A 24,654-nucleotide genomic window follows, 5' to 3' on the forward strand; every position below is an offset into this window, starting at 1 on the left:
ATGGCTTGGCACAAACTTGGTCGGGTGTATTGCGCCGACGGATTTGCGGATTGGGCGCAGCACAGTTTCATGACACCGGTTCCCGTGCAGATGTCTGCGGATGTCATTCGTCTCTATGGGGGCATGCGCGATGATGCGGGTATCTCTCGGATTGGCTGGGTCGATCTTGATGCCCACAACCCACTTCGGGTGATCGCGGTCTGCGATGCACCGGCGCTGGACCTCGGCGAACCGGGCATGTTTGACGACAACGGCGTCATTCTTGGAGATGTGATCAGAACGTCCGAAGCCGAACTTCGGATGTATTACGTGGGCTTTCAGCTTGTTGAAAAGGCAAAGTTTTTGGCCTTCACGGGCGTAGCGATCAGCGATGCGTCTGGCACGCGCTTTGACCGGGTGTTCCCCACCCCGGTTCTAGATCGCGCGCCCGAAGCGTTGTTCATCAATGCGCTGCATAGCATTGCCCAAACAGAGACCGGGTTTCGCGCGTGGATTTCCTGCGGTCAGCGCTGGCAGGACATCAACGGGCGTATCTACCCACAGTACAATTGCTGGACGGTTCCCTCAGAAGATGGCCTTCACTTTGACATGCGTGATGCAGTGAAGATCATGGATGTGAATGAGGCCGAATACCGCATCGGTCGCCCCCGTGCCAATCGTCTCGCAGATGGCAGTTTTGAGCTGCGCGTGACGTCGGATACGTTCGACAAGCACTATTCAAGCCACCTGGCGCACTCCAAAGACGGGATCGTGTTTCAGCGTTCAGATGAGGTTGAACTGCCTCGCGGAGCGCCCGGCGACTGGGATGCAGAAATGACATGCTATCCGGCAAGGATCGACACGCCAACTGGTCGTAGCTATCTGTTTTACAACGGAAACAACATGGGTGAGACCGGCGTCGGCGTCGCAGAATGGCAGGCTGAGGCATGACTGATCTGACCATTGAACCCTATGACGTGTCCGAGGCGGACGCATGGAACGCCTTTGTCGCCGCGTCGCGCAATGGCACTTTTTTGCATGACCGCCGCTTCATGGATTACCATGCAGACCGGTTTCATGATGCATCGCTCATGGTGAAGCGCGCGGGAAAAGTGCTGGCGCTGCTCCCTGCCAACCGAAGTGAGACACAAGTTGTCTCTCACGGCGGCCTTACCTACGGCGGAGTGATTGTCGGAAATGACATGCGCACAGGTTTGATGTTGGAGACCATGGCGGCAATCAGCGCGTATTTGCGCCACACCGGCGCCACCCAACTGATTTACAAGCCAACACCGCATTTCTATCACAGCGCCCCAGTAGAGGAAGATCTCTATGCGCTGTCACGTCTTGGCGGACGCTTGATCCAGACCGATGCCTCTGCCGCTATTCCCCTATCCCGCCGCCCAAAGGAATCCCAATCCCGGCGTCAGGCCGCAAAACGCGCCGCCAAAGAGGGCTTTGTCGTTTCGGAAACGCAGGACTGGTCTGCGTTCTGGGGTATATTGACTGATGTTCTGGCCGAACGACATGAGGCAGCGCCCACCCACTCGTTGGCAGAGATTGAGCAGCTTGCCCAGAGTTTTCCGAGTCGCATTCGCTTGTTTGGCGCGATGCAAGGCAACACCATGCAGGCAGGTGTCGTGAGCTTTGACTGCGGGCGCTGCATCCATATTCAGTACATCGCAGGCAACCCCGAAGGGCGGGCGGCAGGTGCGATCGATGCGATTATCCTGCACCTGATCCAATCCGTTTTTGCCGATCGCGACTGGTTTGATTTTGGCATCTCAACCACCGAAGGGGGGGCTGTCCTAAATCCGGGCCTTGCACAACAAAAAGAAATGTTTGGCGCGCGCTGCGTGGTATATCAACGCTACGCCCTGGATCTCTGAGACGGTCGCGCCCACATCAAACCCCGCACCAGATTAGAAAGAACAGGCTTCCGTCGCCCTTCAGGCGCGCGCAAACAGCTGTCGAATTTTGTTTTTCGCCATGTTGCGCCAGAACTTCCAACTGCCACGGTAGCCGTTATAGACCTCGGAAATTTCTGAATGCTCTGACGTCATGGTGGTCACGGTATCCATATCGCCCTCCGCAATAGAGGTCTTGAGCGCACGCACGACCCAAACCCGCCAGAGGTGCGGCATGGAGCGCTCAGGAAAAAAGCGATCCCGCCATTCGAGCGCGAGTTTTACCTGACGCCATGAGTTACGGTGAATGTTCTCGCTGTGTTTGCGGTATTGCACGCCGGGCCTATGCAGCAGGCAAAAACCCAGTTCAGGATGCGCTTGCATGTGACGAAAGATCTTCGTGCGGATGATCAGGTCATCCCCTTTTAGGTCCTCATCATAGCCCTTGATCGCGCGCACCACATGTGCCGAAATCACCACGCCCTGCATGTAGAGCAATCCAATGTGTTCGAATTCAAGCTCAAGCAAGGCTTCTGCCGTCGCGATCTCAAGCTCATAGAGCCCGGATTTGTAGAGCGGGTCCGTCACCCGCCCTGCCCCGTCGACCTCCATGTTGCAGGTATTGGCAACGAAAACCAATTTAGGATCCGCGATCAAAAGTTCCATCTTGGTCGCGATGCAATCTGGAAGCAGCAGGTCATCCAGTGAGAACATCGACATATAATCGCCAGTGGCCGCCGCGATGCCCCGGTTCATGTTCATCGCGATATTGCCAGTATTTTCTTGTCGCAAAAATTTGTAGGGTCGTCCGCACGACTTGAGTGCCGCTTCTACGATGTCGGCATTGCCGTCTGTCGATCCATCGTCAACCACGATGATCTCGATATTGGGATAGGTCTGCTCTGCGACCGAAGCGATCGCCGCCGCTGAATACGCCGCGTGATTATACGTGAGGCAAATCACACTGCACCGTGGACATGCCGAGGCCTCCCCGCTTGGCGACGTCACGCCAAGAGCTCTTTGAGGGCGGCAATCACGCGCTGGGTATCATCGGTGGAAAGATGCGGACCCATCGGCAAGCTAAAGCATTCTTGCGACATCTGTTCCGTGATTGGAAAGGCCCCTTCGCCAAATCCGAGATCTTTGAAAGCGTTTTGTCGATGCGGCGGGATCGGATAGTGAATGAGGGTCTCCACCCCACGTTCTCGCAATGCGGTCATCAGGTCGTCGCGATCTGGGTGGCGGACGACGAAGAGATGCCAGACCGGCTCTGCCCAATCAGCGATTTTGGGCAGAACAAGCGCGGTTTCCGCCAAAGCATCCAGATACTCTGCTGCAACGGCTTGGCGACGACGATTCCACTCGTCAAGCAGGGGAAGCTTGACCGATAGCATCGCGGCTTGCAGCGGATCCAGGCGACTGTTTGTTCCCGGAAGGTCGTGAATGTACTTCTGGGAAGATCCGTAGTTGCTTAGCAACCGCATGCGCGCGGCGGCTTCAGCATGGTTGGTGGTAATCGCACCGCCATCACCAAGCGCGCCGAGGTTCTTGGACGGATAAAAGCTCCAAGTCGCGGCGTGGCCGACACTCCCGATCCGCGCGCCGTGACACCGAGCCCCATGACATTGCGCAGCATCTTCGATCACGATCAGATCACGCTCTGACGCGACGCGCATGATCCCATCGATGTCCGCTGGCTGACCATAAAGATGTACCGGAATCACCGCCCGTGTCCGCGGTGTGATTGCCTCTGCAATGGCCTCGGGTGTGATGTTGTAGGTCTCGGGATCCGGCTCGACGGGCACAATCACCGCACCGCGGCGAGCCACCGCAAGCCAGGTCGCGATGAATGTGTTGGCCGGAACGATGACCTCGTCCCCTGCGCCAATCTCAAAGGCATGAAGGGCAATCTCTATCGCCTCCAAACCATTGGCCACGCCGATGGCGTCTTTTGCGTCGCAGAACTTGGCAAAAGCGGTTTCAAACGCCGTAACTTCCGGCCCGCCAATGTACCAGCCAGAGCGCATCGCACGCTGAGCGGCCGCCTCGAGTTCTGCCGAAACCTCTGCATAAGCCGCGCTCAAATCCAGGAACGAAACGCTCATGACGCGCGCACCGCGCGGAGATACTCATCCCGATCCCGGATATAATCCGCCTCGTCATATGGCTCGGAAGCGAGCACCATGCAAACCGCACCTGAGGAGAAATTGTCCAGATACCGCCAGATCATTGGACAGATGTAGATGCCAAAATAAGACCGGTTGAGCTGAATGCGCTTGCTCTCGAAACCGTCGTCCAGACACACATCAAAACTACCCGACATGCAGACCATGAATTGATGCAGGTTCTTGTGCGCGTGCTCCCCGCGGTCGGACCCGCCTGGCACATCGTAGAGATAGTAGACACGCTTGATGTCGAACGGGATGTGGTTTTGCCCTTCAATGAAGGTCAGATTGCCACGGGCATCCGCTATGCGTGGGAGGTCGATGATCCGGCACTTTGAAATCGACATACTGGTTCCTGTGGCAGTTCGAGAGCTTTTGTATAGGAGGCCCGTTCGGCAAACTCAACACGTCTATGGTGCCGCCCACCCCGCGCCATAGGCTGCCAAGCCAAGACGCGAGGCAATCCATATGTGGCGGGTCTGCGCCAAAGATTTTCTTGGCAGCCGACACCAACTTGTGTCTAACTAACATTAGTTTTGCAACATTCTGTTTTTTGAACACATAAGTTGAAGGAGGTCGAAATGGCTTCTTCTATTGATCGCAGAACGGATCAATTTTGCGCGTGGATCCGCCTTACCTGTCTGCTTATAGGCGCGTTGACTGCGCTTCCCTTCTCCGCCGCAGCACAAGACCAAAATGCCGCGCCGCCACCGCCTGCCGTCACCGTTGCAATCATTGAGGAGCGAAACTTTCAAGAAGCCGAAACTTTTTCGGGTCGCATCGAGGCCATTAAATCCGTCGATCTGATCGCGCGCGTGCAAGGTTATCTTAGCACGCGGCACTTTGAAGAAGGGGCATTTGTCGAGAAAGGGCAGCCTCTCTATACACTCGATCAGGACATCTATCGCAACACGGTGCATCAGGCAGAGGCGGCACTAGCCGTGGCACAAGCCACCGAAACCCTGGCGCAGCAGAAGTTTGATCGCCAAGAGGAACTGACCCGGCGAGACGTGCAATCTCGGGCGCTCCTTGAGGAAGCTCAGGCCAATCTTGCCGTCAGCCAGGCGAATGTTGCCGCCGCCCAGTCTCAGGTCGAAGCAGCGAGGATCAACCTCGCCTATACGGAGATCAGCGCGCCTATTTCGGGGCTCATCGGGCGATCTGCAGTTGCCACCGGAGATCTGATCAGCCCACAATCCGGCCCGATGGCGACCCTCGTGCAGTTTGATCCGATCTATGCGAGCTTTCCGGTGCCTCAGCGCAGCATGATCGATTTTCGCAAACGGGGCGCGCGCAACGAGGACGTGTTTGTCTCGCTCACCTTGGCAGATGGCTCTGTTTATCCGCATCACGGCGTGATCACCTTCACCGATGTGAGCGCGGCCTCTTCCAGCGATGCGGTCATCGTCCGCGCGACGGTTCCAAATCCGGACAACCTCCTGATCAACAACGGCCTTGTGGATGTGCATCTGGTGGCCAACGCCGACAGCCGCGCGCTTGCCCTGCCAGCGCAGGCACTCTTGCTGGATCAGCAGGGAGCATATGTGCTGGTGGTTGACGGTGAGGACAGAGTGCAGGCCCAACGGGTCGAAGTGGGCACCCAGCGGGCCGGGTACCTGGAGGTCAAAGACGGGCTGGAGGCAGGTGCGCGGGTCATTGTTGAGGGCATCCAGAAGGCACGTCCGGGCAACAGGGTTGCAGTCTCGCTAGTGAACACAGACAACTAGGGAGCGGCGCCATGATTTCAGAAGTCTTTATCCGCCGCCCACGCCTGGCCATGGTGATTTCCATCGTCATAACCATCGCCGGCCTGATTGCCATGTCTGCCATTCCGGTGGCCCAGTACCCCGAGATCGCGCCCCCCACCGTCCAGGTCAGTGCCAGCTATAGCGGTGCGGACACGGCAACCGTAGAAGAAGCCATCGCGGTGCCGATTGAGAGCCAGGTCAACGGGGTTTCAGGCATGCGCTACATGCGCTCCAACTCCAACAACGCGGGCGAATACAGCCTCACTGTGAGCTTTGAGTTGGGTGAAGACCCGGATCTCGCCACCGTGAACGTGCAAAATCGCGTAAAGTTGGCTGAACCCCGACTTCCACAGGCGGTGCGCGATCAGGGCCTTCAGATCAAGAAGGCCTCCAGGGACATCTTGCAGGTCTTTACTTTTCACTCTGACGACCCGGCGCATGACCAACTGTTCCTCGCCAATTTCGTCGCGATCAACATCATCGACGAGCTAAAGCGCATCGACGGCGTAGGGGACGTGTTCAACTACGGTGTCCGGGACTACGCGATGCGCATCTGGCTTGATCCGCAAAAAATGTCGGATCGCGAGATGAGCGTCGATGACATCGTAAGCGCCATACGCAGCCAGCACCTGCAGGCCTCGGCCGGGCGGATCGGCGCGGCCCCTCTTGTGGAAGATGGTGCGGGTTTGCAGATGACGATTGTTACCAAAGGCAAGCTGACCAGCGCCGATGAGTTCGAAAACATCATCCTCCGCAGCGAGACCGATGGATCTTTTGTGCGCGTCAAGGATGTGGCCCGCGTGGAGCTTGGCGCGGCGACCTACGATGTCGAGACTCGATTTGAAGGCACGCCGAGTGCGCCAATAGCGGTGTTTCTCTCCCCCGGAGCCAATGCGGTCGCGGTGGCCGAAACCGTGCGCCACAAGCTCGTAGAGTTGCAGGAACGGTTTCCCGACGGCGTAAGCTACAGCTTTATCTATGACACCGCCGAATTTGTCGAAGCCATGATCAAGAAGGTGGAACACACGCTGATCGAGGCCTTCGTCCTTGTCGGCATTGTTGTGTTTGTCTTTCTGGGGCGCTTGCGCCCGACGCTCATTCCGCTGATCGCGGTTCCCGTTTCGATCGTGGGCACATTTGCGGTGCTATTGGCGCTTGGGTATTCGGCCAATACGATTTCGCTCTTGGCGATGATCCTTGCAATTGGAATCGTGGTGGATGACGCGATCGTGGTGGTCGAGAACGTCGAAAAGGTCATGCATGAAGAGCCGGACCTGTCGCCCGCCGACGCGACGCGCAAGGCCATGAAAGAGATCACCGGGCCGATCATTGCAATCACGCTGGTGCTGTTGTCGGTCTTTGTGCCGGTGGCATTCCTGCCCGGATCAAGCGGCGTCCTGTTTCGCCAGTTCGCGGTTACCATCTCGGCGGCGATGGTGATTTCTGCGATCAATGCGCTGACGCTCTCTCCTGCCCTCTGCGCGATCCTGATGAAACCTGGCGAACCGATCCGCTTCATGCGTAGGGTCTCTGATGGGATCGATGCCTTCAGCCGAGGCTATGGCAACCTGATCCGCAGGCTGGCGCGTTTGGCTGTATTGAGCCTGGCCCTGACGGCGCTCTTTGGCTTTGCGACCTTCCGGCTGGGCAGCATTACCCCCTCGGGATTTCTGCCGGCAGAAGACAAGGGTTTCATCCTTGCGGTCTCAACTCTGCCCCCCGGTGCCTCGTTGGATCGGACCACCGCCGTGCTGGAGGCAGGCGACGCCCTGATCCGCCAGGAAGAGGGCGTCGAGAGCATCGTTACCATCGCAGGTTTCAGCCTGATCGACGGTGGTCTGGCCTCGAATGCGGGCATCGTCTTTATCCGTCTTGCGGATTTTGCCGATCGCGAAGACCCTGCCATGCACTCGACGGAGATCGTGCGACGGATCACGGGCCGCCTGCAGCAGATCGGCGGCGCCAACTTCATCGCCTTGAACCCACCAGCGCTTCCGGGCGCCGGGGCGACGGGCGGCTTTGAGATGATGCTGGAGGCGCTACAGGGGCAATCGCCGCGCGAGATGGCAGCCGTCATGAACGGGGTCGTCGTCTCCGCCAATCAGGACCCGCGTCTCTCGGCGGTTTACTCGACCTTTGAGGCAGCCACACCGCAGGTGCGGCTCGATATTGATCGGGACCGGCTCTACACGCTGGGGCTGACACTGCCGCAGGTGTTTTCTTCTCTGCAGGGCACGTTAGGCGGGGTCTACGTGAACGACATTACCCTCTTTGGCAAAGGCTTCACGGTTTGGGTCAATGGCGATGCGGACTACCGAGGCAACATTGGCGCGATCAACAACATCCGCATCCGAAATGCCTCGGGCGAAATGGTGCCTGTCTCACCCTTTGCGACCGCGCGCCTAGAATCCGGCACACGCTCTCAGGTGCGCTACAACAACTATCGCGCTGTGGCGATAAACGGCAGCCCGGCCGCTGGCGTGGGCGATGGCGATGCAATTGCCGCAATGGAGGAAATCGGCGCAGCAACCATCCCGGATGGGTTTGCCTATGAGTGGACCGGCATGGCGTCCGAGGTCAAAAGCTCGGCCGGGCAAACGGGGATCGTTCTGGGCTTTGCCCTGCTCTTTGCCTATCTGTTTCTGGTCGCGCTCTACGAGAGCTGGAATGTCCCGGTGGGCGTCATGCTTTCTGTGGTGGCCGCGGTCATGGTCGCGATTTTTGGCGTCTGGGTCGCGGGATCTTCCCTTGATGTCTATGTCCAGATCGGAATCGTGGTTCTCATCGCGCTGGCGGCCAAGAACGCGATCCTGATCGTAGAGTTTGCTCTGTTGCGATTGGGAGAAGGCAAATCGATTGAGGACGCCGCCGCCTTGGGGGCGCAAGAGCGTTTCCGTCCGGTGATGATGACTTCTTTTGCCTTTATCGCAGGTCTGGTTCCGCTGGTAACTGCCTCGGGTCCGGGGGCTGACAGCATGTTCGCCGTTGGGGTGCCAGTCTTTGCGGGGATGATCGGATCCGCTGTCATTGGCGTGATCTTGATCCCCTTGTTGTTCATCGTGTTTGAGCACATGCGCAGCTGGAGCAGGCGCGAATCTCCTGCTGCGGACAGCCAATAAGGCACCCCGGTCTGAACCCGCCGAAACGGCTGCTCACCCGCCAAAACAAAAATCCCCGGACCCTTGGCGCAATGCTTTGGTCCGGGGATCTCGAAAACTCAGAATAGTGGCCAGTATGCCGTCTTCAGCCCTGCTCGCGCTCCATCTCCTCGAGCATCTTGCGCGCGCGCGGGCATGCTAGACGTTCGCGCAGAGGGCTGTCGGGATCGATGTCTTTCTTGCAAACCAGACATTTGTCCGCATCCGCAATGGCGTTGAGCCCGCCGCAGCTGCCTTTGATGGTGCGCCCACTGAACATGACCCCAAAGGCCATTCCCACCATGACGATAAGGAACAAACCAAAGGTCAGCAGAAAGGTCGACATTGCGGGCTCCCAGAGATCAGGCGGCGCAGATTACGCGGTCAGCGCCTCGAAACGGTTTGATGCGACAGAGGTAAACCCGTTGTCGCCATTTGCAACCGCACGATCAAGGAACAGAACCGCGAGATCACGCTGATTTGCGATCTCGAGACCGCGCTCGCGACCCAGCACCAGCATCGCTGTTGCCCATGCATCCGCCAGCATCGCGTTGTCGGTCAGAACGGTGACAGACGCGGTGTCGTGTTCCACCGGACGGCCCGTGGTGGCGTCGATGATATGCGAGTAGCGCTTGCCATCGACGTCAAAGAAGTTGCGGTAATCGCCAGAGGTGGCCATGCCCATGTCAGAAAGCCCAACCACCTGGGTCACGCCACGGTCAAAAGCCTCGGGCGTCTCAATCCCGATCTGCCAGGGCTGACCATCGGGGTTGCGCCCAGCGGTGTAGAGATCGCCACCGATCTCGACCATGTAGTCGGTGATGCCATAGCCCTTGAGGACTCGGGCCAGCTGATCAACACCGAACCCTTTGCCGATGGAGGACAGATAGACCTCGGCGCCAGCGTTAAGCTTCTTGAGGCCTCCGGCCTCAAGCTCGACCGACTGCGCCTGACCGCAGCACCCCATGGCAGCCGCAATCTCGGCCTCGGAGGGAAGATCGCTGCGGGTCTGACCCGCGCCAAAGCCCCAAAGATCGATGAGACCACCCACGGTCACGTCAAACGCACCGTCGCTTGCAAAATGTACGTCCTGCGCAGCCTGCATTACATGATGCAGCTCGCCAGAGACCGACAGGCTCTCGCCAGCGGCCAGCGCGTTGAACTGCGACACCTCGGACGCGGCATCCCAGTTGGACATCTGCACGTTGACCTGTGCCAGCGCCTTGTCGACAGCCGCCTGCAGCTCTGCTTTCTCGACGGATTTGCTGTGATCGATCGCAACGATCGAGTAGCTTGTCCCCATCGTCAGCCCGCTGAGTTCCAACAGCGACCACCCTTTCTTGCAGGCCATCAGGGCAAGAGGCATGACCATAAAGCTACGGCGAGAAAGGAGAAGAGGGTTCGACACAGGCCTACTCCGCTAGTGTTGCTAGGTGTTCAACGCTTGGTTCCGTGCGCTTCTGGGACAGAAACAGGACGGGTTCAACAGGAAATTATAAAATTTCCCTCTAAAGAACTTTCAAACCGCGCCGCAGTGACGCATAAGGCAGCCGGAAAATGGACAGGACATGAAGACGTGCAGCAACATACGTTGAAAAAGGGTCTCGATGTTCCGGTGCTGGGGGCACCTGACACCAAGATCGAAGACGCAGCAAAAGTCCGGACAGTCGCCATCATTGGCCAAGACTACATCGGACTTAAGCCCCGACTCTCGGTTCAAGAAGGCGACGTCATTGCAGCAGGTGCCCCGGTGCTTGCGCATAAGGACACGCCAGAGGTTCAGGTGACCGCACCGGTTTCGGGACGCGTCAAGGCCATCAATCGCGGCGCGCGCCGGGTGCTGGTCAGCGTTGAGATCGAGGTGGACGAGGCCGCGGCAGAGCCGGTGGATTTCTCGACCATTGGCGATGACAGCAGTGCCGAGGGTCTGCGCACGCGACTGTGCGCATCGGGCCTCTGGACCTCGTTTCGCACGCGCCCCTATTCCAAAGTGCCCGCGCCGGACACAGCACCTGCGGCGATCTATGTCACCGCCATGGACAGCGAACCCTTGTCGGGCGATGCGGCCACGATCATCAACGATCAGGCAGAGGCTTTTGCACGGGGGCTTCAGGCCGTCACGCTCCTGACCGAGGGCAAAACCTACCTGTGCCAAGACAGCGGCGCGACCATCCCCGGTGCGGATCTTGCCAGCGTTACTGCTGTCGGCTTTGCCGGCCCGCATCCGGCGGGTTTGGCTGGAACCCACATGCATTTCCTCGAGCCGCCCACCGCCGAAAAAACGGTCTGGACCATTGGCTATCATGACGTGATCGCCATCGGCCATCTGTTGCTCACCGGGCGCATCAATAGTGAACGTGTCATTGCGCTCTCCGGCCCGAAATGCAGCCGTCCGCGACTCGTGCGCACACTCAACGGTGCGTCCATGACAGATCTTTGCGCCGAGGATCTCGGCGGCGAGGATCCGATCCGTGTCATCTCCGGCTCCATCCTGTCCGGTCGCGCTGGCGAAGGCACAACCGCCTATCTGGGCCGCTACGCCCGCCAGATTACGCTGATCAAAGAAGACCGCGAGCAGATCCCGATGGGCTGGATTCGTCCGATGCCCTCGAAATATGCCGTGCAGCCGGTTCTGGGCTCTGCCTTCTCCAAGAAGCTTCACGCGCTGACCTCGAACCTCAACGGTGGGCGTCGCGCCATGGTACCGATCGGCACCTTCGAGCAGCTGATGCCGCAGGATTTCCTGCCCACGCAGCTCTTGCGGGCCCTCCTGGTGATGGACACCGATCAGGCCCAGGCGCTTGGTGCGCTTGAGCTGGACGAAGAAGACCTCGGGCTCTGCGGTTTTGCCTGCCCGGCCAAATATGAATATGGCCTCGCCCTGCGCGACAGCCTCAGCAAGATCGAAAGAGAGGGATAAGACTTTGGGTCTTCGCAATTTCTTTGATCGCATCGAGCCGCAATTCCTGAAAGGTGGCCGGTACGAAAAATTCTTCCCCGTCTATGAGATGGTGGAGAGTTTCATCTACACCCCAAAGACGGTCACGACCGTTGCCCCTCATGCCCGCTCTTACATCGATATGAAGCGGATCATGACCTATGTGGTGATCGCAACCATCCCCTGCATCCTGTTTGGGATGTATAACACCGGTCTGCAGACCAACATGGCGATTGCCGAGTATGGCGCGTCGGGCTGGCGCGCAGCGATCCTCGAGACGCTGGGCATCGGTTTTGATCCCAACAACCCCTTTGCCAATATCATGCACGGGTTGTTGTACTTCCTGCCGATCTACATCGTGACGCTGGTTGCGGGCGGTATTTTTGAAGTCATCTTTGCGGTGGTCCGTGGACACGAGGTCAATGAGGGCTTCCTCGTGACCTCGATGCTCTACACGCTGATCGTACCGGCCACGACACCGCTCTGGCAGGTTGCGCTTGGGATTATCTTTGGCGTGGTGATCGGCAAGGAAGTCTTTGGCGGCACGGGCAAAAACTTCCTGAACCCTGCGCTTGTAGGCCGGGCATTCCTCTATTTCGCCTATCCTGCTTACATGTCCGGCGAAACGGTCTGGACGCCTGTTGACGGGTTTTCGGGCGCAACCGCGCTGGCGATTGGCGCTTCCGAAGGTCACGCGGCCCTCCCGGAGCGCGGCATCGAGTGGATGGACGCCTTTATTGGCACCATCCAGGGCTCCTTTGGCGAGACCTCCACACTAGCTGCAATGATCGGTCTGGCGTTCCTGTTGATCGTGAAGATCGCCAACTGGCGTCTGGTCGTCGGCTGTCTGGCTGGCATGATCGCCTTCTCGACGCTGCTCAACTGGATCGGATCGGACACCAACCCGATGTTCGCGATGCCGTGGTACTGGCATCTGGTGCTGGGTGGCTATGCCTTTGGTCTGGCCTTCATGGTGACTGAACCGGTGTCCGCCTCGCACACCAATATGGGTCGCTATATTTATGGCGCGCTCATTGGTTTCATGGTGGTCATGATCCGCGTCATCAACCCGGCCTTCCCCGAAGGCATGATGCTCGCGATCCTCTTCGGCAACGTCTTCGCCCCGCTGATCGACTACTTTGTCGTGCAGGCGAACATCAAACGGAGGGCAAAGCGCAATGTCTGACGCAAACGAGAACAAGGGCCTGATCCGTCGCTTCATCGACGCACCGCCTGACTCTGTCGGCAAGACCATCTTTGTGGCCGTAGCGCTCTGTCTGGTGGCCTCGATGGTTGTGTCTGCCGCAGCCGTCGCTCTGCGCCCGGTGCAGGAAGAAAACAAGCTGCGCGACAAACGGATCAACGTGCTGCAGGTGGCGGGCGTCTATGAAGAGGGCGTCTCCGTCGCAGAAGCCTTTGCCGCGTTTGAACCGCATGTGCTGGATCTGTCGACCGGAGCATATACCGATCAGTTCGACATCGAGACCTTTGACGCGCTTGCCGCAGCGGGCGATCCCGCAATCGTGCGCGCCCTCGACGAAGATCCTGCGGGCCTTGGTGGCAGCATGCAGGCGTATCGCATGATCTACCTGCTGCGTGACGAGGCCGGTGCGATTGACAAAGTCATTCTGCCCATTGAGGGCTATGGCCTCTGGTCCACGCTATATGGCTTCATCGCGCTGGAAGAAAACGGCAACGACATCTTCGGTCTGCAATTCTACCAACACGGCGAGACCCCCGGTCTGGGCGCCGAGGTGGACAACCCGCGCTGGAAAGCGCTGTGGAATGGCAAGAAACTCTTTGCCGAGGACGGGCAACTGGCCATCACCGTGGCCAAAGCCGCGCCTCCCGCAGGCAAGGAATATCACGTAGATGCGCTGGCCGGTGCGACTCTGACCTCGGTTGGCGTCGACAATCTGGTGAAGTTCTGGATGGGTGAGGCAGGCTATGGCGCCTTCCTCGAGCGGCTCAAAGCAGGAGAGATCGACTGATGGCACAAACCTATCGTTCGCAACTGGTCGATCCGCTGATCGACAACAACCCGATCACGCTGCAGGTTCTGGGCATCTGCTCGGCGCTTGCTGTGACCTCCTCGATGCAGGTGGCCTTTGTGATGGCACTGGCGGTGACCTTCGTAACCGGCTTTTCGTCGATGTTCATCTCGATGCTGCGCAACCAGATCCCTTCTTCGATCCGGATCATCGTGCAGATGGTGATCATCGCTTCGCTGGTGATCCTGGTGGATCAGCTCCTGAAGGCCTACGCCTATGAAATCTCCAAGACGCTTTCGGTCTTTGTGGGTCTCATCATCACCAACTGTATCGTGATGGGCCGCGCCGAAGCCTTTGCGATGAAGAACCCGCCCGTGGCGAGCTTTATCGACGGGGTTGGCAATGGTCTCGGCTACGGGCTTTTGCTGCTGATCGTTGCATTCTTTCGCGAGCTTTTCGGCGCCGGATCGCTCTTTGGTGTGACCATTCTGGAGACCGTGAACAACGGCGGCTGGTATGTGCCCAACGGCATGATGTTGCTGCCGCCGTCGGCCTTCTTTGTGATCGGCCTTCTGATCTGGGGGATCCGCACATGGAAACCGGCACAGGTCGAAGAGCGTGAGTATAAAATTCAGACGGTGGAGGCCCACTGATGGAAGGCTTACTGTCCCTCGCGGTCAAGGCGATCTTTGTTGAGAACCTGGCCCTGTCGTTCTTCCTTGGCATGTGTACCTTCCTGGCGGTGTCCAAGAAGATCTCCACTGCAATCGGTCTTGGGGTTTCGGTCATGCTGGTGCAGGGCATCACCGTGCCTGCAAACAACCTGATCCTGACCTACCTTCTGGCGCCGGGCGCGCTGGCCTGGGCCGGGTTTGGCGATGTGGATCTGACCTTCCTGGGTCTGATCTCATACATCGGTGTGATCGCGGCCATGGTGCAGATCCTCGAGATGCTGCTCGATAAGTATTTCCCGCCGCTTTACAACGCCTTGGGTGTGTTCTTGCCGCTCATCACCGTGAACTGCGCGATCCTTGGGGGTTCGCTCTTCATGGTGGAACGCAACTATGATTTCGCCGAGGCGGCGACATATGGTCTCTCGTCCGGGTTTGGCTGGGCGCTGGCGATCACCGCCATGGCGGGTGTGCGCGAAAAGCTGAAATACTCCGACATTCCCGACGGGCTTCAGGGTCTTGGCATCACTTTCATCACCGCAGGTCTGATGGCGCTGGCCTTCATGTCCTTCAGCGGCGTGAAACTCTGATAGGAGCGCAGACGTGACTACATTCGGACTAGGCGTTCTCCTGTTCACTTTGATCGTTGTCGCATTGGTGACGATCATTCTGGCGGCGCGTTCCAAGCTCGTCAGCTCGGGCAACGTCAACATCACCATCAACGGTGAGAAAACCATCTCTGTTCCGGCGGGCGGAAAACTGCTGCAAACGCTGGCGGCCGAGAAAATGTTCGTCCCCTCCGCCTGTGGCGGGGGTGGCACCTGTGCGCAATGCCGCGTGCGTGTGCATTCTGGGGGTGGTTCCATCCTACCCACCGAAGAAAGCCACATCACCAAGCGCGAAGCCTCTTGTGGCGACCGCCTGTCCTGTCAGGTGGCCGTGAAGCAGGACATGGACATCGAAGTGCCTGAAGAGGTGTTCGGCGTGAAAAAATGGGAGTGCACCGTGCGCTCCAATGAAAACGTCGCAACCTTCATCAAGAACCTGGTACTGGAACTGCCCGAGGGTGAGGATGTGAACTTCCGCGCCGGTGGCTATATCCAGATCGAGGCCCCGGCGCATAAGCTGTCCTACAAGGATTTCGACGTCGAGGAAGAGTACCGCCCCGATTGGGACAAGTTCAATCTGTGGCAGTATGAATCGACCGTTGATGAACCGATCGAGCGCGCCTATTCCATGGCCAACTACCCGGACGAAAAGGGCCTTATCATGCTCAACGTCCGTGTTGCGTCGCCGCCGCCGGGCTCCACCGGGATCCCGCCGGGTCAGATGTCGTCGTATATCTTCAACCTGAAGCCCGGTGACAAGGTCACCATCTCCGGCCCGTTTGGCGAGTTCTTTGCCCGCGACACCCAAAAAGAGATGGTCTTTATCGGCGGTGGTGCAGGTATGGCGCCGATGCGCAGCCACATCTTTGACCAGCTCAAGCGTCTGGAAAACCGTGATCGCAAGATCACCTTCTGGTACGGGGCACGCTCCAAACGGGAGATGTTCTTTGTCGAGGATTTCGACCAACTGGCCGAAGAATTTGACAACTTCGAGTGGCATGTGGCGCTCTCGGACGCGCTGCCAGAGGACGACTGGAAAGGCTACACCGGCTTCATCCACAACGTGCTCTACGAGGAATACCTCAAGAACCACCCGGCACCCGAGGATTGCGAGTTCTACATGTGTGGTCCGCCGATCATGAACCAATCGGTGATCAACATGCTCTTGGAACTGGGCGTGGATCGCGAAGACATCATGCTCGACGACTTCGGCGGGTAAGAGACGAAAGAAGGGGGCCGACGGGCCCCCTTTTTGCGTCGCCCCCTGCCCTTCTCATGACGGCACGGCCAGATCGTCAGTGAAGGCTCATGAGAGACACGGGCGTGGAGTTTCGAAGGTTTGTTGCCGCTGGTTTCATAGATCCCAGTGGCAACAAATCTGACAATTCCGAGGGCATGGTCCTCTTGCGTTGCGTATCTCACCAAACCGGCATCTTCGTTCATTTCATCGAACAGCGATGGATTGTCGGCCTAGCCCATGCCCCCCCCAAAAAAAATGGCTCCACGCCGCTGGCTACCCAGACAAATCGACAAACCGCTCAGCACTGGCGTCGACTTTGCGCATCGGCCTGAAGGCGACGAGAAGAAGGCCCGCGATGAGGATCTCAAACCCCAGCGCGCCGATCACGCTTCCTGCTGGCATGCCATCCAGAACGATCCCTACGATACGTCCTGCAGGAAATGCGAGATACACGGTGAGGGCGACGCCGAGGGCGATCGGCACCATGGCCGCACGGAACATGCCCGCGAGCATAAGGGCCCCAAACACCGCCAATCCCGCGCCCGGCGCGCGCAGTTCATTCAGGAGGTTGGGATCTTGCCCGAGTGTGATGCCATAACTGGCATAGAATGCATGCGGCGCCAGAGCGATAAGCGTGCCGATGGCGCATGCGGTGACACCACTGATTCCGAGAATGATCTGCTGAAAGCGATTGAGTTTCATGATGTGCTCCTGTTTGTTTTCATTTCTCAGGCCGCGTTGGCCCACTTGCCCGCCAACGCGGCTGATTGCGCAAATTCGGTGAAGTCCCGCGGTTGACGACCAAGCGCGCGCATCACGCCGTCGCCAAGCACGGCATTGCGCCCGTCGAAGGTTTCTCGAGCAATGCCTGTGACGATGTCGGCAAAGACTGTGCCGCTTGTCGCCGCGAGCTCTGCATGAAAGTCATCGAACGAGATCGGCAGATAGTTGACGCGTCGCCCCATCGCGCCGGACAAAATGTCAGCGACCTCCGCAAAGTCGAGCAGCCGCGGACCTGTACAATCGTAAGTCTGTCCGGAGTGGCCTTCGCCTGTGAGAGACACCGCAATGACATCGGCGAGGTCATCAATGTCGATGATCGGTTCTGCAAGGTTTGCGCCCGGCATCGGTACCACACCTTCCATCACAGGTTCCCAAAGGGCGCCCTCAGAGAAGTTTTGCGCAAACCAAGCAGAGCGAACGATCGTGTAGTCCAGGCCCGATTTTGCTACGACCGCCTCGCCAAGTTGCGCATGGTGTTCACCACGACCTGTCAGAATGACCAAGCGCTCAATACCGCAGGAGGCCGCCACACGGGTGAAGTGTGTTAGGTTGGCGATGGCGCCGGGGAATGCATAGTCCGGATGATAGTTGACGTAGACGGCGCCAATGCCGCGCAGGGCCTTCTCCCATGTGGCAGGATTGTCCCAATCAAAGGGAACGGGCGCCTTGCGCGAGCCTGAGCGCGCATCAAACCCCAAAGATTTGAGCCGGCCCATAACGCGAGATCCGGTTTTTCCGGTCGCGCCTGTGATAAGGATTGGCTTGGATGCCATGATGAACTCCCTTGGGTGGATCGAAGTCCAAGGGATAGCCACAGTCCGAGGCCAAGGTATTTGCTTCGGACGCCAGTGTTTTGGCTCAAGACGCCAACGCTGCGAGCAAAGCAACAGGTCGAGTCTAAACAGGCGTGTCGCGTCGGTAGTTGGCGGGTGTCTGCTGGTGCCAACGCTTAAAGGCGCGTGTGAACGTGCTCTGGTCGGAGAAACCAGTCAGGAAGGCGATCTCTGCCAAAGCGTAGTCCGTGCGTCTCAAAAGCTGTTCGGAGAGTGATTTCCGCGCGCTTGAAACCAGGTCTTGGTAAGCCAGACCTTCTGCGGACAGGCGGCGTTGCAAGGTTCTGCTGCTCATCCCCATACACCCGGCGACCTCGGCGAGCGTGGGCACGCCTTCGCTCAACGCTTCGCCGATTTGATCCAGAATGCCCTGCTCCAGTTCGGACCTGTCACTGATTTGGCTAAGCTGGTTGTCGAGATGTGTCTCAAAAAACCTGGACATCCCATTGTCGGAAAGACGATTGGGCCGGACAGCTGCCGTGATAGCCACCTCAAGCGCATCGTGGTCTGCGCCAAAGTGAACAGGGCAACGAAAATGCGCGTGATACACGTCGTCGACTTCGGGGCGCTCCGTCATGAGGTGAACGGCGACGGGAAAAAAATCCTCGCTGCTGACCTCCTGACTGAGCGACATCGTAGCGGCCAAAGCCAGTTCATTGGTCATCCTAAGACCAAGACGCGGGTCCCCTCCTTGAACAACTTCCATAAAAACGGAGGGTCCCACCTGTTTAACACGGAAATTAGCTATCGAGGTGACAACCTTTCCAAAGCGTTCTACCCGCGCGTAGGAGCTGAGCAGATCGGGTGCGGATTTGAACGCGAGGCCAAAAGCGCCGTAATCGTCGCAACACATAGAGGCGCCTATCTGAACCGGAACGAATCGACCGCGATCATCAAGTTTTGCGATGCGTTCCAATAACCCAAAGAAGTCGCCATCTGAGATCATTGCGCCGGGATCAACCGGAGCCGAAGGATCAAGACCAACGCTCTTGAAAAGTTTCCCGCGTGCATCTTCATCGGCGCTTGCAAGAGAGACTGCAGCGTCCAGTGCTTTGTGTACGAAGACCGTCGAAATCCATCCCATACGCCGAAGATAGCCGACGGCACCTAGACTGAAAACTGGGTCTCAGGGCCCGAGCGAGAGCGGTCAGGTATTTTCTGATACACTGCCATGAACCTTGTTCACCCGCAGCGCGTTCTCGGGAAACGAACCAACTTGGTTTTTGTGACTTTTGCGAGAGGTCTGAAAACAACTGCGGAGACGCGTCGTTCTAACATCGCGCATCGCAGAACGTGAACGCTCAAACGCTCAATCCTCTTTAGAAAGGTGTTGTCTCACAACCTACTGCAACTCACCTTCTATGCTCTCGGAGTTGGGTGTTTTGACAAGCTCTGTTCCCACGGACCCTGTAGCCCCTTGCAGATCCACTTGAATGCGTCAGCTTCCCCCTGACGCTTGGCGCTCTAGCGCGCTCTTGGCGATGTGGTCAATCGCGACAAGCAGATCACGTTTGAGCAGCACAAGCAGCTGCGCGCGCGCAGGAAACGACAAAGGCCGGGCCGCTTCGAACGATTGGGAGCGTGGATGCACTTTACGCTTCTGGAAAAATTGCCCACAACCAAGGGAATTTCGAGATCACAGGGGCGCATGCCGCTTTAATATGCCCAGACCTCAGGCTGGTGATCTCACACGCTATTCAGTTTCAGAAAGGCTCACCTCATGGCTAACCCTTTGTTTGATCGCCTTTTCGGTATCTACGCCGGCAAGACGACCCCCTTCTTGTATCTGGCAGATGGCCAGGTCTGGACGCACGCACGTTTTTTGGATCAGGTTGCCCAGATCGCACATGTGCTCATCAAGGCGGGCCTCATGCCAGGAGATCGCGTGGCCGTTCAGGTCGAAAAATCCCCCGAAGCGCTTGCGCTTTATGGTGCCTGCGTACAGGCCGGTCTGATCTTTTTGCCGCTCAATACCGCCTATACCGCCGATGAACTGTCCTATTTCATCGAAAACAGTGGTGCATCGCTTGTTATCTGCGACGGCCAGAACCAAAGCACGCTGGCCACGATTGCTGAAGGTCTGAACGCAAGTGTGGAGACGCTGAACGCAGATGGAAGCGGCTCTTTGATTGAGCGCGCAGCGGCAATGGCAACGGACTTTGAGACCGTAGACCGCAGCGGCGATGATCTTGCCGCGTTCCTTTATACGTCCGGGACGACGGGACGCTCCAAAGGGGCGATGCTGACGCAGGACAATTTACTGTCGAACGCTGAGACCTTGGTAAAGGAATGGCGGTTCACAGATAAAGACGTGTTGCTGCACGCCTTGCCGATTTTTCACACGCATGGGCTTTTTGTGGCGAGCAATGTGACGCTTCTGGCCGGAGGCGCGATGATCTTTTTGCCCAAGTTCGATCTGGACCGCGTCATCGCGCAACTGCCCAAAGCGACCAGTATGATGGGCGTGCCTACCTTCTATACCCGCCTGTTGAGCGATCCGCGCTTTACCAAAGAGCTGACCCAACACATGCGCCTGTTCATTTCCGGTTCCGCACCTTTGTTGGCGGAAACCCATGTCCAATTCGAAGAGCGCACTGGGCATCGGATTCTCGAACGCTACGGCATGACGGAAACCAACATGAACACCTCAAACCCCTACGACGGAGACCGGCGTGCGGGCACTGTTGGCTTCCCACTGCCCGGTGTGGAGTTGAAGATCACCAACCCGGAAACGGGTACCTCACTGCCACGAGGCGACATTGGACAGATCGAAGTGCGCGGGCCAAACGTCTTTAAAGGATATTGGCAGATGCCTGAAAAAACTGCCGCAGAACTGCGAGAGGACGGTTTTTTCATTACCGGCGATCTCGGTATGATCGACGAAGATGGCTATGTGCACATTGTGGGCCGCAACAAGGATCTGATCATTTCGGGTGGGTACAATATCTATCCGAAGGAGATCGAACTGGTGCTGGATGAACAGTCTGGCGTGTTGGAAAGCGCGGTTATCGGCGTTCCGCACCCGGACTTTGGCGAAACCGTGCTGGGAATCATCGTCCCGGAAACGGGTACCTCACCGGATCTCGAGTCGATCATGACGTCAGTTCAAGGCCAGCTTGCTCGGTTCAAACATCCTCGCAAATTGGTCGTTGTCGACGAATTGCCGCGAAACACGATGGGGAAAGTTCAAAAGAACATCCTTCGAGACAGCTACAAAGACATGTTTAGCGACTGACATCGTCGTATCGTGCGTTTTGGACATGCGGGTGGTTCCAAAACGGGATCACCCGTTTTTTGTGTCCCCTGCCCTATTCCACGTCCTCGGCAAAGGCATCAGGCTCCAACTCCTGCCAGAAAGAAATGATCGCCGCCGCATTCAGAGCGGAGCGCCAGCCGTGTTGGCGAAAATGCTCCCGGTCCAGATCGCTTTCCAACCGAGAGACAAACAGCCGTTTGTCCGCATCTTTCTGTGTAGGGTTTCGCCGCGAAACCAGTGTCTCAACGATGTCCAAGTGTTTCGCGCGTTCACGACGCTCCGCGGCGCGGGCCTTGAACGCAGCGTCCTCCGCCGCTTTTTCCGCCTCTCGGGCACGCTGAAGTTCATCGAGTTTCGCCTGTGTTTCGGGATCGACCTTTTTCTGAACCGTCCCCTTTGTGGTCTCTGGCGCACTATAGTCGCCAAGGATCGCGGCTCTGAGATAGCCGACACTCGATTTCACCTCGCCCTGCCCCGCAACATAGTCGAGTTTCTCCTGCACATAGTCCTGACCATGTTCTGTGATCCACTGCCGCGCCAAACGGTCAGACACCCCCTGCCCGCGCAACGCCTTGTAGACCGCCAGATTGCGCAGCCCTTCACTGTCATCAATCTGGAACATCGCCATCTGGGGATTTTCCTTGATGATGAAGCGAATGTCGCTCACCGACCGCCCCTTTTTGCGGGTCTGCGGTTCGATGATGATATCAGAGCTCTTGTTCACCTCCGCGACAGCGGGTTTGATGATCTTCGCGTTTAGATGCTTGTAACTCTCGTAATATGAGGAGCCATCGACCCCCATGAGTTTGCGAAAGATATCCAGGCTCCACCACCCCGTGGAGCCCGTCCTGACAAACCGATAGCAATTCTCATAGAGCGCGAGACCGTGGCCAGATGTAAAGTTCCGTTGGATCTTCACATTGATCAGTGCGTAGATCTTCGGGTCATGTAGCTTCTGGGCAAGCGCAGGAGAATATGCGTACTCGCAAACGCCGTTCTTGAGCTTCGCAAAACTCAAGAGCGCCGACACACCCCATTCCTGATGCCCCTGCTCATCCAGCATATCCCATTCCGCGACGGTTTCGGCCAAGGCCCTGAGACTTGCGCGCAGGCTGTCTACGTCGTTGGAGTTGTAGCCGACCATCATCGCAAGTGTGCGCGCATCGATCGTATGACTGCGGGCAGACGTCAGAGAGTCATAGGCGTTGAGCAACAAGACGTTTGACAACTTGCGTTGAAGCAGGGTGAGTTTGCCACTGATATGGATCGCCGCGACGTTCTTTTTCACCGTCTCTCGGCTTAAGGCGCCACTCAGCCGGTCTCCATCAAAGCTTTGGTCAGCCATGGAATCATCTGCCTCTTTTTTCGAAGTAATGTGCCACAAAAGGAACCCAGCCGACAATGGGTGATGGGTTCCTAAGAAGGGTCAGCAGAATTTCGTCTTGTCGTCATCTGGCAGTTCTGAAAGGTACCCATCAACAGGATGGGATTCGCGCATTGAGTCGAAAAACCGAATCGTCCTGCCCCCAGCGCCTCTCTGAGAGCCGCGTAGGCGCCCGCAGAACACCGACTCTAATTCGGCCCTTTAGGGTCTGAACAAGCCCACGTTAGGGCCTATAGAGCCTACACTCGCATCAGTGCGCACATCACTGTTTGAGATACTGCTCCTGAGAATCGGAACCTTTCCACCCGGATTCTGGGCCCCTCTGTCCTGTGTTCGGGTACCTATGATCCCGATAAAGGGTGCCTAATATCCTGATCTTTGGTCCCCAAAACCATATATCGCCTTGTTATTACAGCTATAATCTGATCCAAAGATTCTAAATACCTTAAACATCTAAACGCTTTGTTGGGTTCGTTCTTTCAATATTTTGTTAGAAAAACAGAGGTTTCGCAGCGAAACCCTGAAAGGTACCCACAAAATTTGTCGCTCATGCCCCTCATGGGCTATGCATCGCCAAAGATGTTCTCTATTCTCCCGTATATAACAACAATCCACATACATTCATCGAGATCGAGCAACCTCATGAGTACACCTCCACTCCCTCCGTATTTCAATCTCGACCCAGAGAAAGCGGCAAGCAAGCTACCAGATCCTATTCAAACTACGCGCTTTGCCAAGGCGGCGGCGCTTTGCACCAAAGGTAGAGAGGATCTTGCTCGGCGTGGCTATGCGCCAGATGGCGAGAAACGTCTTAGAAAGTTTTCGACTTGGGAAATCACTCGTTACCTTATCCCGGTTGCGCCACAACATCTTCGTCGCGTACTGAAGGCGAACCCTGAGCTGCCTCAGGGCGATGGAGATGGCGGCTCCAAGTGGTTCACGCTTGAAGAGGTGCTTATCCTGCGCCAACATTTTGCAAGCGAAGGCATATCGACCAAGGAATACCTCCCTTATCGGCCTGAAGGGCTGCCCGCAAAAGTAACGGCTGTTGCGAATTTTAAAGGCGGAGTTGGCAAGACCTCTACCGCAGCCCATTTGGCCATGTCTGCGGCGCTTGATGGGTACAAGGTTCTGGTGATTGACCTCGACAGCCAGGGATCAATGACGTCTATCCTGGGTGGGCAGATCGAAGATGAGTGGTCAACAGTGTTTCCGCTCATTGCCAAAGACTATGCAAAGGCGATGGTGGAGGAAAACGCTGTGCGTGCCGCTGCCGGTGAGCCCGAGTTGCCACTCGATGAAACCCTGAACGAAGCCTTGCGGGTTTCGCCGCGAAACGTCATTCAAAAAACCCATTGGCCCAATATCGACTTGATCGGCGCTCAGCTGAACCTTTACTGGGCAGAGTTCCAGATCCCTGTCTGGCGTATGGGGCTGCGGAGTTGGCCGCTCTGGGATGCGTTGAGCAACTTCCTGCAAGACGAGGGTATTCTCGACGAATACGATATCATCTTTCTCGATACGCCGCCTGCGCTTGGCTACCTCACCATTAACGCGCTTGCGGCGGCGGATATTCTTCTGGTGCCACTGGGGGCATCGTTTCTCGAATTTGATTCCACGGGCCGTTTCTTCGATATGCTTTATTCGACGTTTGCGTCGATTGAGGAAGGCGAGAACGTGGCGCAACGTGCAGCCGGATTGCCCGAGATCAAGTTCGAGTGGGATGTGGTGCGCGCGCTGATCACTCGCTTTGATGCAAGTCAACAAACGGACATGGCGAATGTCATTCAGGCCTACTTTGGTGATTTCATGAATGCCTATCGGCAGGATGTTACGGCGCTTGTCGGCCAGGCTGGAGAGCAGGTGAACGGGATTTATGAGGCCGATTATCGCGACTTCAATCGCGACACCTATGTGCGTGGTCGGGAAACATTCGACCGGACATATGCAGAGTTCAAGGAACTTCTGATCGGTAGCTGGTGGCGTGACACCCAAATGAAAGAGGCGGAATGAC

General features: G+C 57.3%; 21 protein-coding genes. 12 read left to right on the forward strand and 9 right to left on the reverse strand.

Going from position 1 to position 24,654, the window contains the following annotated elements; translation table 11 throughout:
- Positions 1 to 930 (forward strand): glycoside hydrolase family protein, encoded by a 930-nt coding sequence (locus tag ACZ1HH_RS17305; RefSeq protein WP_011537041.1) that lies wholly within the window; start codon positions 1 to 3, stop codon positions 928 to 930.
- The gene (locus tag ACZ1HH_RS17310; protein WP_487320459.1) at positions 927 to 1,868 is read left to right on the forward strand and encodes a GNAT family N-acetyltransferase; all 942 of its coding nucleotides are present in this window, start codon (positions 927 to 929) and stop codon (positions 1,866 to 1,868) included. The genes ACZ1HH_RS17305 and ACZ1HH_RS17310 overlap by 4 nt, the downstream gene beginning before the upstream one ends.
- A 60-nt stretch (positions 1,869 to 1,928) precedes the next feature.
- Here ACZ1HH_RS17310 and ACZ1HH_RS17315 read toward each other — a convergent pair whose 3' ends face one another.
- From ACZ1HH_RS17315 to ACZ1HH_RS17325, 3 genes are read right to left on the reverse strand one after another with little or no spacing between them, the layout of a single operon-like run.
- Positions 1,929 to 2,894 (reverse strand): glycosyltransferase family A protein, encoded by a 966-nt coding sequence (locus ACZ1HH_RS17315; protein WP_472635490.1) that lies wholly within the window; start codon positions 2,892 to 2,894, stop codon positions 1,929 to 1,931.
- Positions 2,891 to 3,991: a DegT/DnrJ/EryC1/StrS family aminotransferase gene (locus ACZ1HH_RS17320; protein WP_472635491.1), complete on the reverse strand. Its 1,101-nt coding sequence runs from the start codon at positions 3,989 to 3,991 to the stop codon at positions 2,891 to 2,893. Before ACZ1HH_RS17320 ends, ACZ1HH_RS17315 begins: the two co-directional genes overlap by 4 nt.
- Positions 3,988 to 4,398 (reverse strand): sugar 3,4-ketoisomerase, encoded by a 411-nt coding sequence (locus tag ACZ1HH_RS17325; RefSeq protein WP_011537037.1) that lies wholly within the window; start codon positions 4,396 to 4,398, stop codon positions 3,988 to 3,990. Before ACZ1HH_RS17325 ends, ACZ1HH_RS17320 begins: the two co-directional genes overlap by 4 nt.
- Before the next feature lie 309 nt (positions 4,399 to 4,707).
- Between ACZ1HH_RS17325 and ACZ1HH_RS17330 the strand changes: the two genes are divergently transcribed.
- Positions 4,708 to 5,778, forward strand: coding sequence for an efflux RND transporter periplasmic adaptor subunit (locus ACZ1HH_RS17330; protein WP_472635492.1), 1,071 nt, complete (start codon positions 4,708 to 4,710; stop codon positions 5,776 to 5,778).
- A gap of 11 nt (positions 5,779 to 5,789) precedes the next feature.
- Positions 5,790 to 8,918: an efflux RND transporter permease subunit gene (locus ACZ1HH_RS17335; protein WP_472635493.1), complete on the forward strand. Its 3,129-nt coding sequence runs from the start codon at positions 5,790 to 5,792 to the stop codon at positions 8,916 to 8,918.
- Between the two features lie 124 nt (positions 8,919 to 9,042).
- On the opposite strand, the gene nqrM is transcribed toward ACZ1HH_RS17335, so the two are convergent.
- Together nqrM and ACZ1HH_RS17345 are read right to left on the reverse strand one after the other, a co-directional pair.
- Positions 9,043 to 9,282: a (Na+)-NQR maturation NqrM gene (gene nqrM, locus ACZ1HH_RS17340; RefSeq protein WP_011537034.1), complete on the reverse strand. Its 240-nt coding sequence runs from the start codon at positions 9,280 to 9,282 to the stop codon at positions 9,043 to 9,045.
- Positions 9,283 to 9,312: 30 nt separating this feature from the next.
- A complete protein-coding gene (locus tag ACZ1HH_RS17345; protein ID WP_011537033.1) occupies positions 9,313 to 10,344 on the reverse strand; it encodes an FAD:protein FMN transferase in 1,032 nt (343 codons plus the stop codon).
- 168 nt (positions 10,345 to 10,512) lie between these two features.
- On the opposite strand from ACZ1HH_RS17345, the gene ACZ1HH_RS17350 reads away from it, so the two are divergent.
- The 6 genes from ACZ1HH_RS17350 to nqrF are packed head-to-tail and all read left to right on the forward strand — an operon-like array spanning position 10,513 to position 16,363.
- Positions 10,513 to 11,856: a Na(+)-translocating NADH-quinone reductase subunit A gene (locus tag ACZ1HH_RS17350; RefSeq protein WP_011537032.1), complete on the forward strand. Its 1,344-nt coding sequence runs from the start codon at positions 10,513 to 10,515 to the stop codon at positions 11,854 to 11,856.
- 4 nt (positions 11,857 to 11,860) lie between these two features.
- Positions 11,861 to 13,060: an NADH:ubiquinone reductase (Na(+)-transporting) subunit B gene (locus ACZ1HH_RS17355; RefSeq protein WP_011537031.1), complete on the forward strand. Its 1,200-nt coding sequence runs from the start codon at positions 11,861 to 11,863 to the stop codon at positions 13,058 to 13,060.
- Positions 13,053 to 13,865, forward strand: coding sequence for a Na(+)-translocating NADH-quinone reductase subunit C (locus ACZ1HH_RS17360; protein ID WP_472635494.1), 813 nt, complete (start codon positions 13,053 to 13,055; stop codon positions 13,863 to 13,865). Before ACZ1HH_RS17355 ends, ACZ1HH_RS17360 begins: the two co-directional genes overlap by 8 nt.
- Positions 13,865 to 14,518, forward strand: coding sequence for an NADH:ubiquinone reductase (Na(+)-transporting) subunit D (locus tag ACZ1HH_RS17365; protein ID WP_011537029.1), 654 nt, complete (start codon positions 13,865 to 13,867; stop codon positions 14,516 to 14,518). Before ACZ1HH_RS17360 ends, ACZ1HH_RS17365 begins: the two co-directional genes overlap by 1 nt.
- Positions 14,518 to 15,126, forward strand: a complete 609-nt coding sequence (gene nqrE, locus ACZ1HH_RS17370; protein ID WP_011537028.1) for an NADH:ubiquinone reductase (Na(+)-transporting) subunit E — start codon at positions 14,518 to 14,520, stop codon at positions 15,124 to 15,126. Before ACZ1HH_RS17365 ends, nqrE begins: the two co-directional genes overlap by 1 nt.
- A gap of 13 nt (positions 15,127 to 15,139) precedes the next feature.
- On the forward strand, positions 15,140 to 16,363 hold the full coding sequence (nqrF, locus tag ACZ1HH_RS17375) for an NADH:ubiquinone reductase (Na(+)-transporting) subunit F (protein ID WP_472635495.1): 1,224 nt from the start codon (positions 15,140 to 15,142) through the stop codon (positions 16,361 to 16,363).
- 294 nt (positions 16,364 to 16,657) lie between these two features.
- Here nqrF and ACZ1HH_RS17380 read toward each other — a convergent pair whose 3' ends face one another.
- The 3 genes from ACZ1HH_RS17380 to ACZ1HH_RS17390 all read right to left on the reverse strand — a co-directional run bounded on the left by ACZ1HH_RS17380 (position 16,658) and on the right by ACZ1HH_RS17390 (position 19,084).
- Positions 16,658 to 17,086, reverse strand: coding sequence for a DUF4345 domain-containing protein (locus tag ACZ1HH_RS17380; RefSeq protein ID WP_168610202.1), 429 nt, complete (start codon positions 17,084 to 17,086; stop codon positions 16,658 to 16,660).
- Positions 17,087 to 17,112: 26 nt separating this feature from the next.
- Positions 17,113 to 17,940: a Rossmann-fold NAD(P)-binding domain-containing protein gene (locus ACZ1HH_RS17385; protein WP_168610201.1), complete on the reverse strand. Its 828-nt coding sequence runs from the start codon at positions 17,938 to 17,940 to the stop codon at positions 17,113 to 17,115.
- 124 nt (positions 17,941 to 18,064) lie between these two features.
- Entirely contained in the window at positions 18,065 to 19,084 is a 1,020-nt protein-coding gene (locus ACZ1HH_RS17390; protein ID WP_472635496.1) for an AraC family transcriptional regulator, read from the reverse strand.
- 636 nt (positions 19,085 to 19,720) lie between these two features.
- Here ACZ1HH_RS17390 and ACZ1HH_RS17395 point away from each other — a divergent pair.
- Positions 19,721 to 21,235 carry a malonate--CoA ligase gene (locus ACZ1HH_RS17395; RefSeq protein ID WP_472635497.1) on the forward strand — a complete coding sequence of 505 codons (1,515 nt, stop codon included), beginning with the start codon at positions 19,721 to 19,723 and terminating at the stop codon, positions 21,233 to 21,235.
- Between the two features lie 73 nt (positions 21,236 to 21,308).
- Here ACZ1HH_RS17395 and ACZ1HH_RS17400 read toward each other — a convergent pair whose 3' ends face one another.
- Complete coding sequence (locus ACZ1HH_RS17400; protein WP_011537022.1) at positions 21,309 to 22,601, reverse strand: replication initiation protein; 1,293 nt, start codon at positions 22,599 to 22,601, stop codon at positions 21,309 to 21,311.
- A 681-nt stretch (positions 22,602 to 23,282) separates the two neighbouring features.
- On the opposite strand from ACZ1HH_RS17400, the gene ACZ1HH_RS17405 reads away from it, so the two are divergent.
- A complete protein-coding gene (locus ACZ1HH_RS17405; protein ID WP_472635498.1) occupies positions 23,283 to 24,653 on the forward strand; it encodes an AAA family ATPase in 1,371 nt (456 codons plus the stop codon).
- Position 24,654 lies beyond the last annotated feature (1 nt).

This window comes from Epibacterium sp. HA2-3, from assembly GCF_055693725.2.

Bases quoted from the DNA above. Each gene is read 5' to 3' on its own strand.
- ACZ1HH_RS17305 (WP_011537041.1), top strand. From the start codon at position 1: ATGGCTTGGCACAAACTTGGTCGGGTGTATTGCGCCGACGGATTTGCG.
- ACZ1HH_RS17310 (WP_487320459.1), top strand. From the start codon at position 927: ATGACTGATCTGACCATTGAACCCTATGACGTGTCCGAGGCGGACGCA.
- ACZ1HH_RS17320 (WP_472635491.1), bottom strand. From the start codon at position 3,991: ATGAGCGTTTCGTTCCTGGATTTGAGCGCGGCTTATGCAGAGGTTTCG.
- ACZ1HH_RS17325 (WP_011537037.1), bottom strand. From the start codon at position 4,398: ATGTCGATTTCAAAGTGCCGGATCATCGACCTCCCACGCATAGCGGAT.
- ACZ1HH_RS17335 (WP_472635493.1), top strand. From the start codon at position 5,790: ATGATTTCAGAAGTCTTTATCCGCCGCCCACGCCTGGCCATGGTGATT.
- nqrM (WP_011537034.1), bottom strand. From the start codon at position 9,282: ATGTCGACCTTTCTGCTGACCTTTGGTTTGTTCCTTATCGTCATGGTG.
- ACZ1HH_RS17360 (WP_472635494.1), top strand. From the start codon at position 13,053: ATGTCTGACGCAAACGAGAACAAGGGCCTGATCCGTCGCTTCATCGAC.
- ACZ1HH_RS17365 (WP_011537029.1), top strand. From the start codon at position 13,865: ATGGCACAAACCTATCGTTCGCAACTGGTCGATCCGCTGATCGACAAC.
- nqrE (WP_011537028.1), top strand. From the start codon at position 14,518: ATGGAAGGCTTACTGTCCCTCGCGGTCAAGGCGATCTTTGTTGAGAAC.
- ACZ1HH_RS17380 (WP_168610202.1), bottom strand. From the start codon at position 17,086: ATGAAACTCAATCGCTTTCAGCAGATCATTCTCGGAATCAGTGGTGTC.
- ACZ1HH_RS17385 (WP_168610201.1), bottom strand. From the start codon at position 17,940: ATGGCATCCAAGCCAATCCTTATCACAGGCGCGACCGGAAAAACCGGA.
- ACZ1HH_RS17390 (WP_472635496.1), bottom strand. From the start codon at position 19,084: ATGGGATGGATTTCGACGGTCTTCGTACACAAAGCACTGGACGCTGCA.
- ACZ1HH_RS17395 (WP_472635497.1), top strand. From the start codon at position 19,721: ATGGCTAACCCTTTGTTTGATCGCCTTTTCGGTATCTACGCCGGCAAG.
- ACZ1HH_RS17400 (WP_011537022.1), bottom strand. From the start codon at position 22,601: ATGGCTGACCAAAGCTTTGATGGAGACCGGCTGAGTGGCGCCTTAAGC.
- ACZ1HH_RS17405 (WP_472635498.1), top strand. From the start codon at position 23,283: ATGAGTACACCTCCACTCCCTCCGTATTTCAATCTCGACCCAGAGAAA.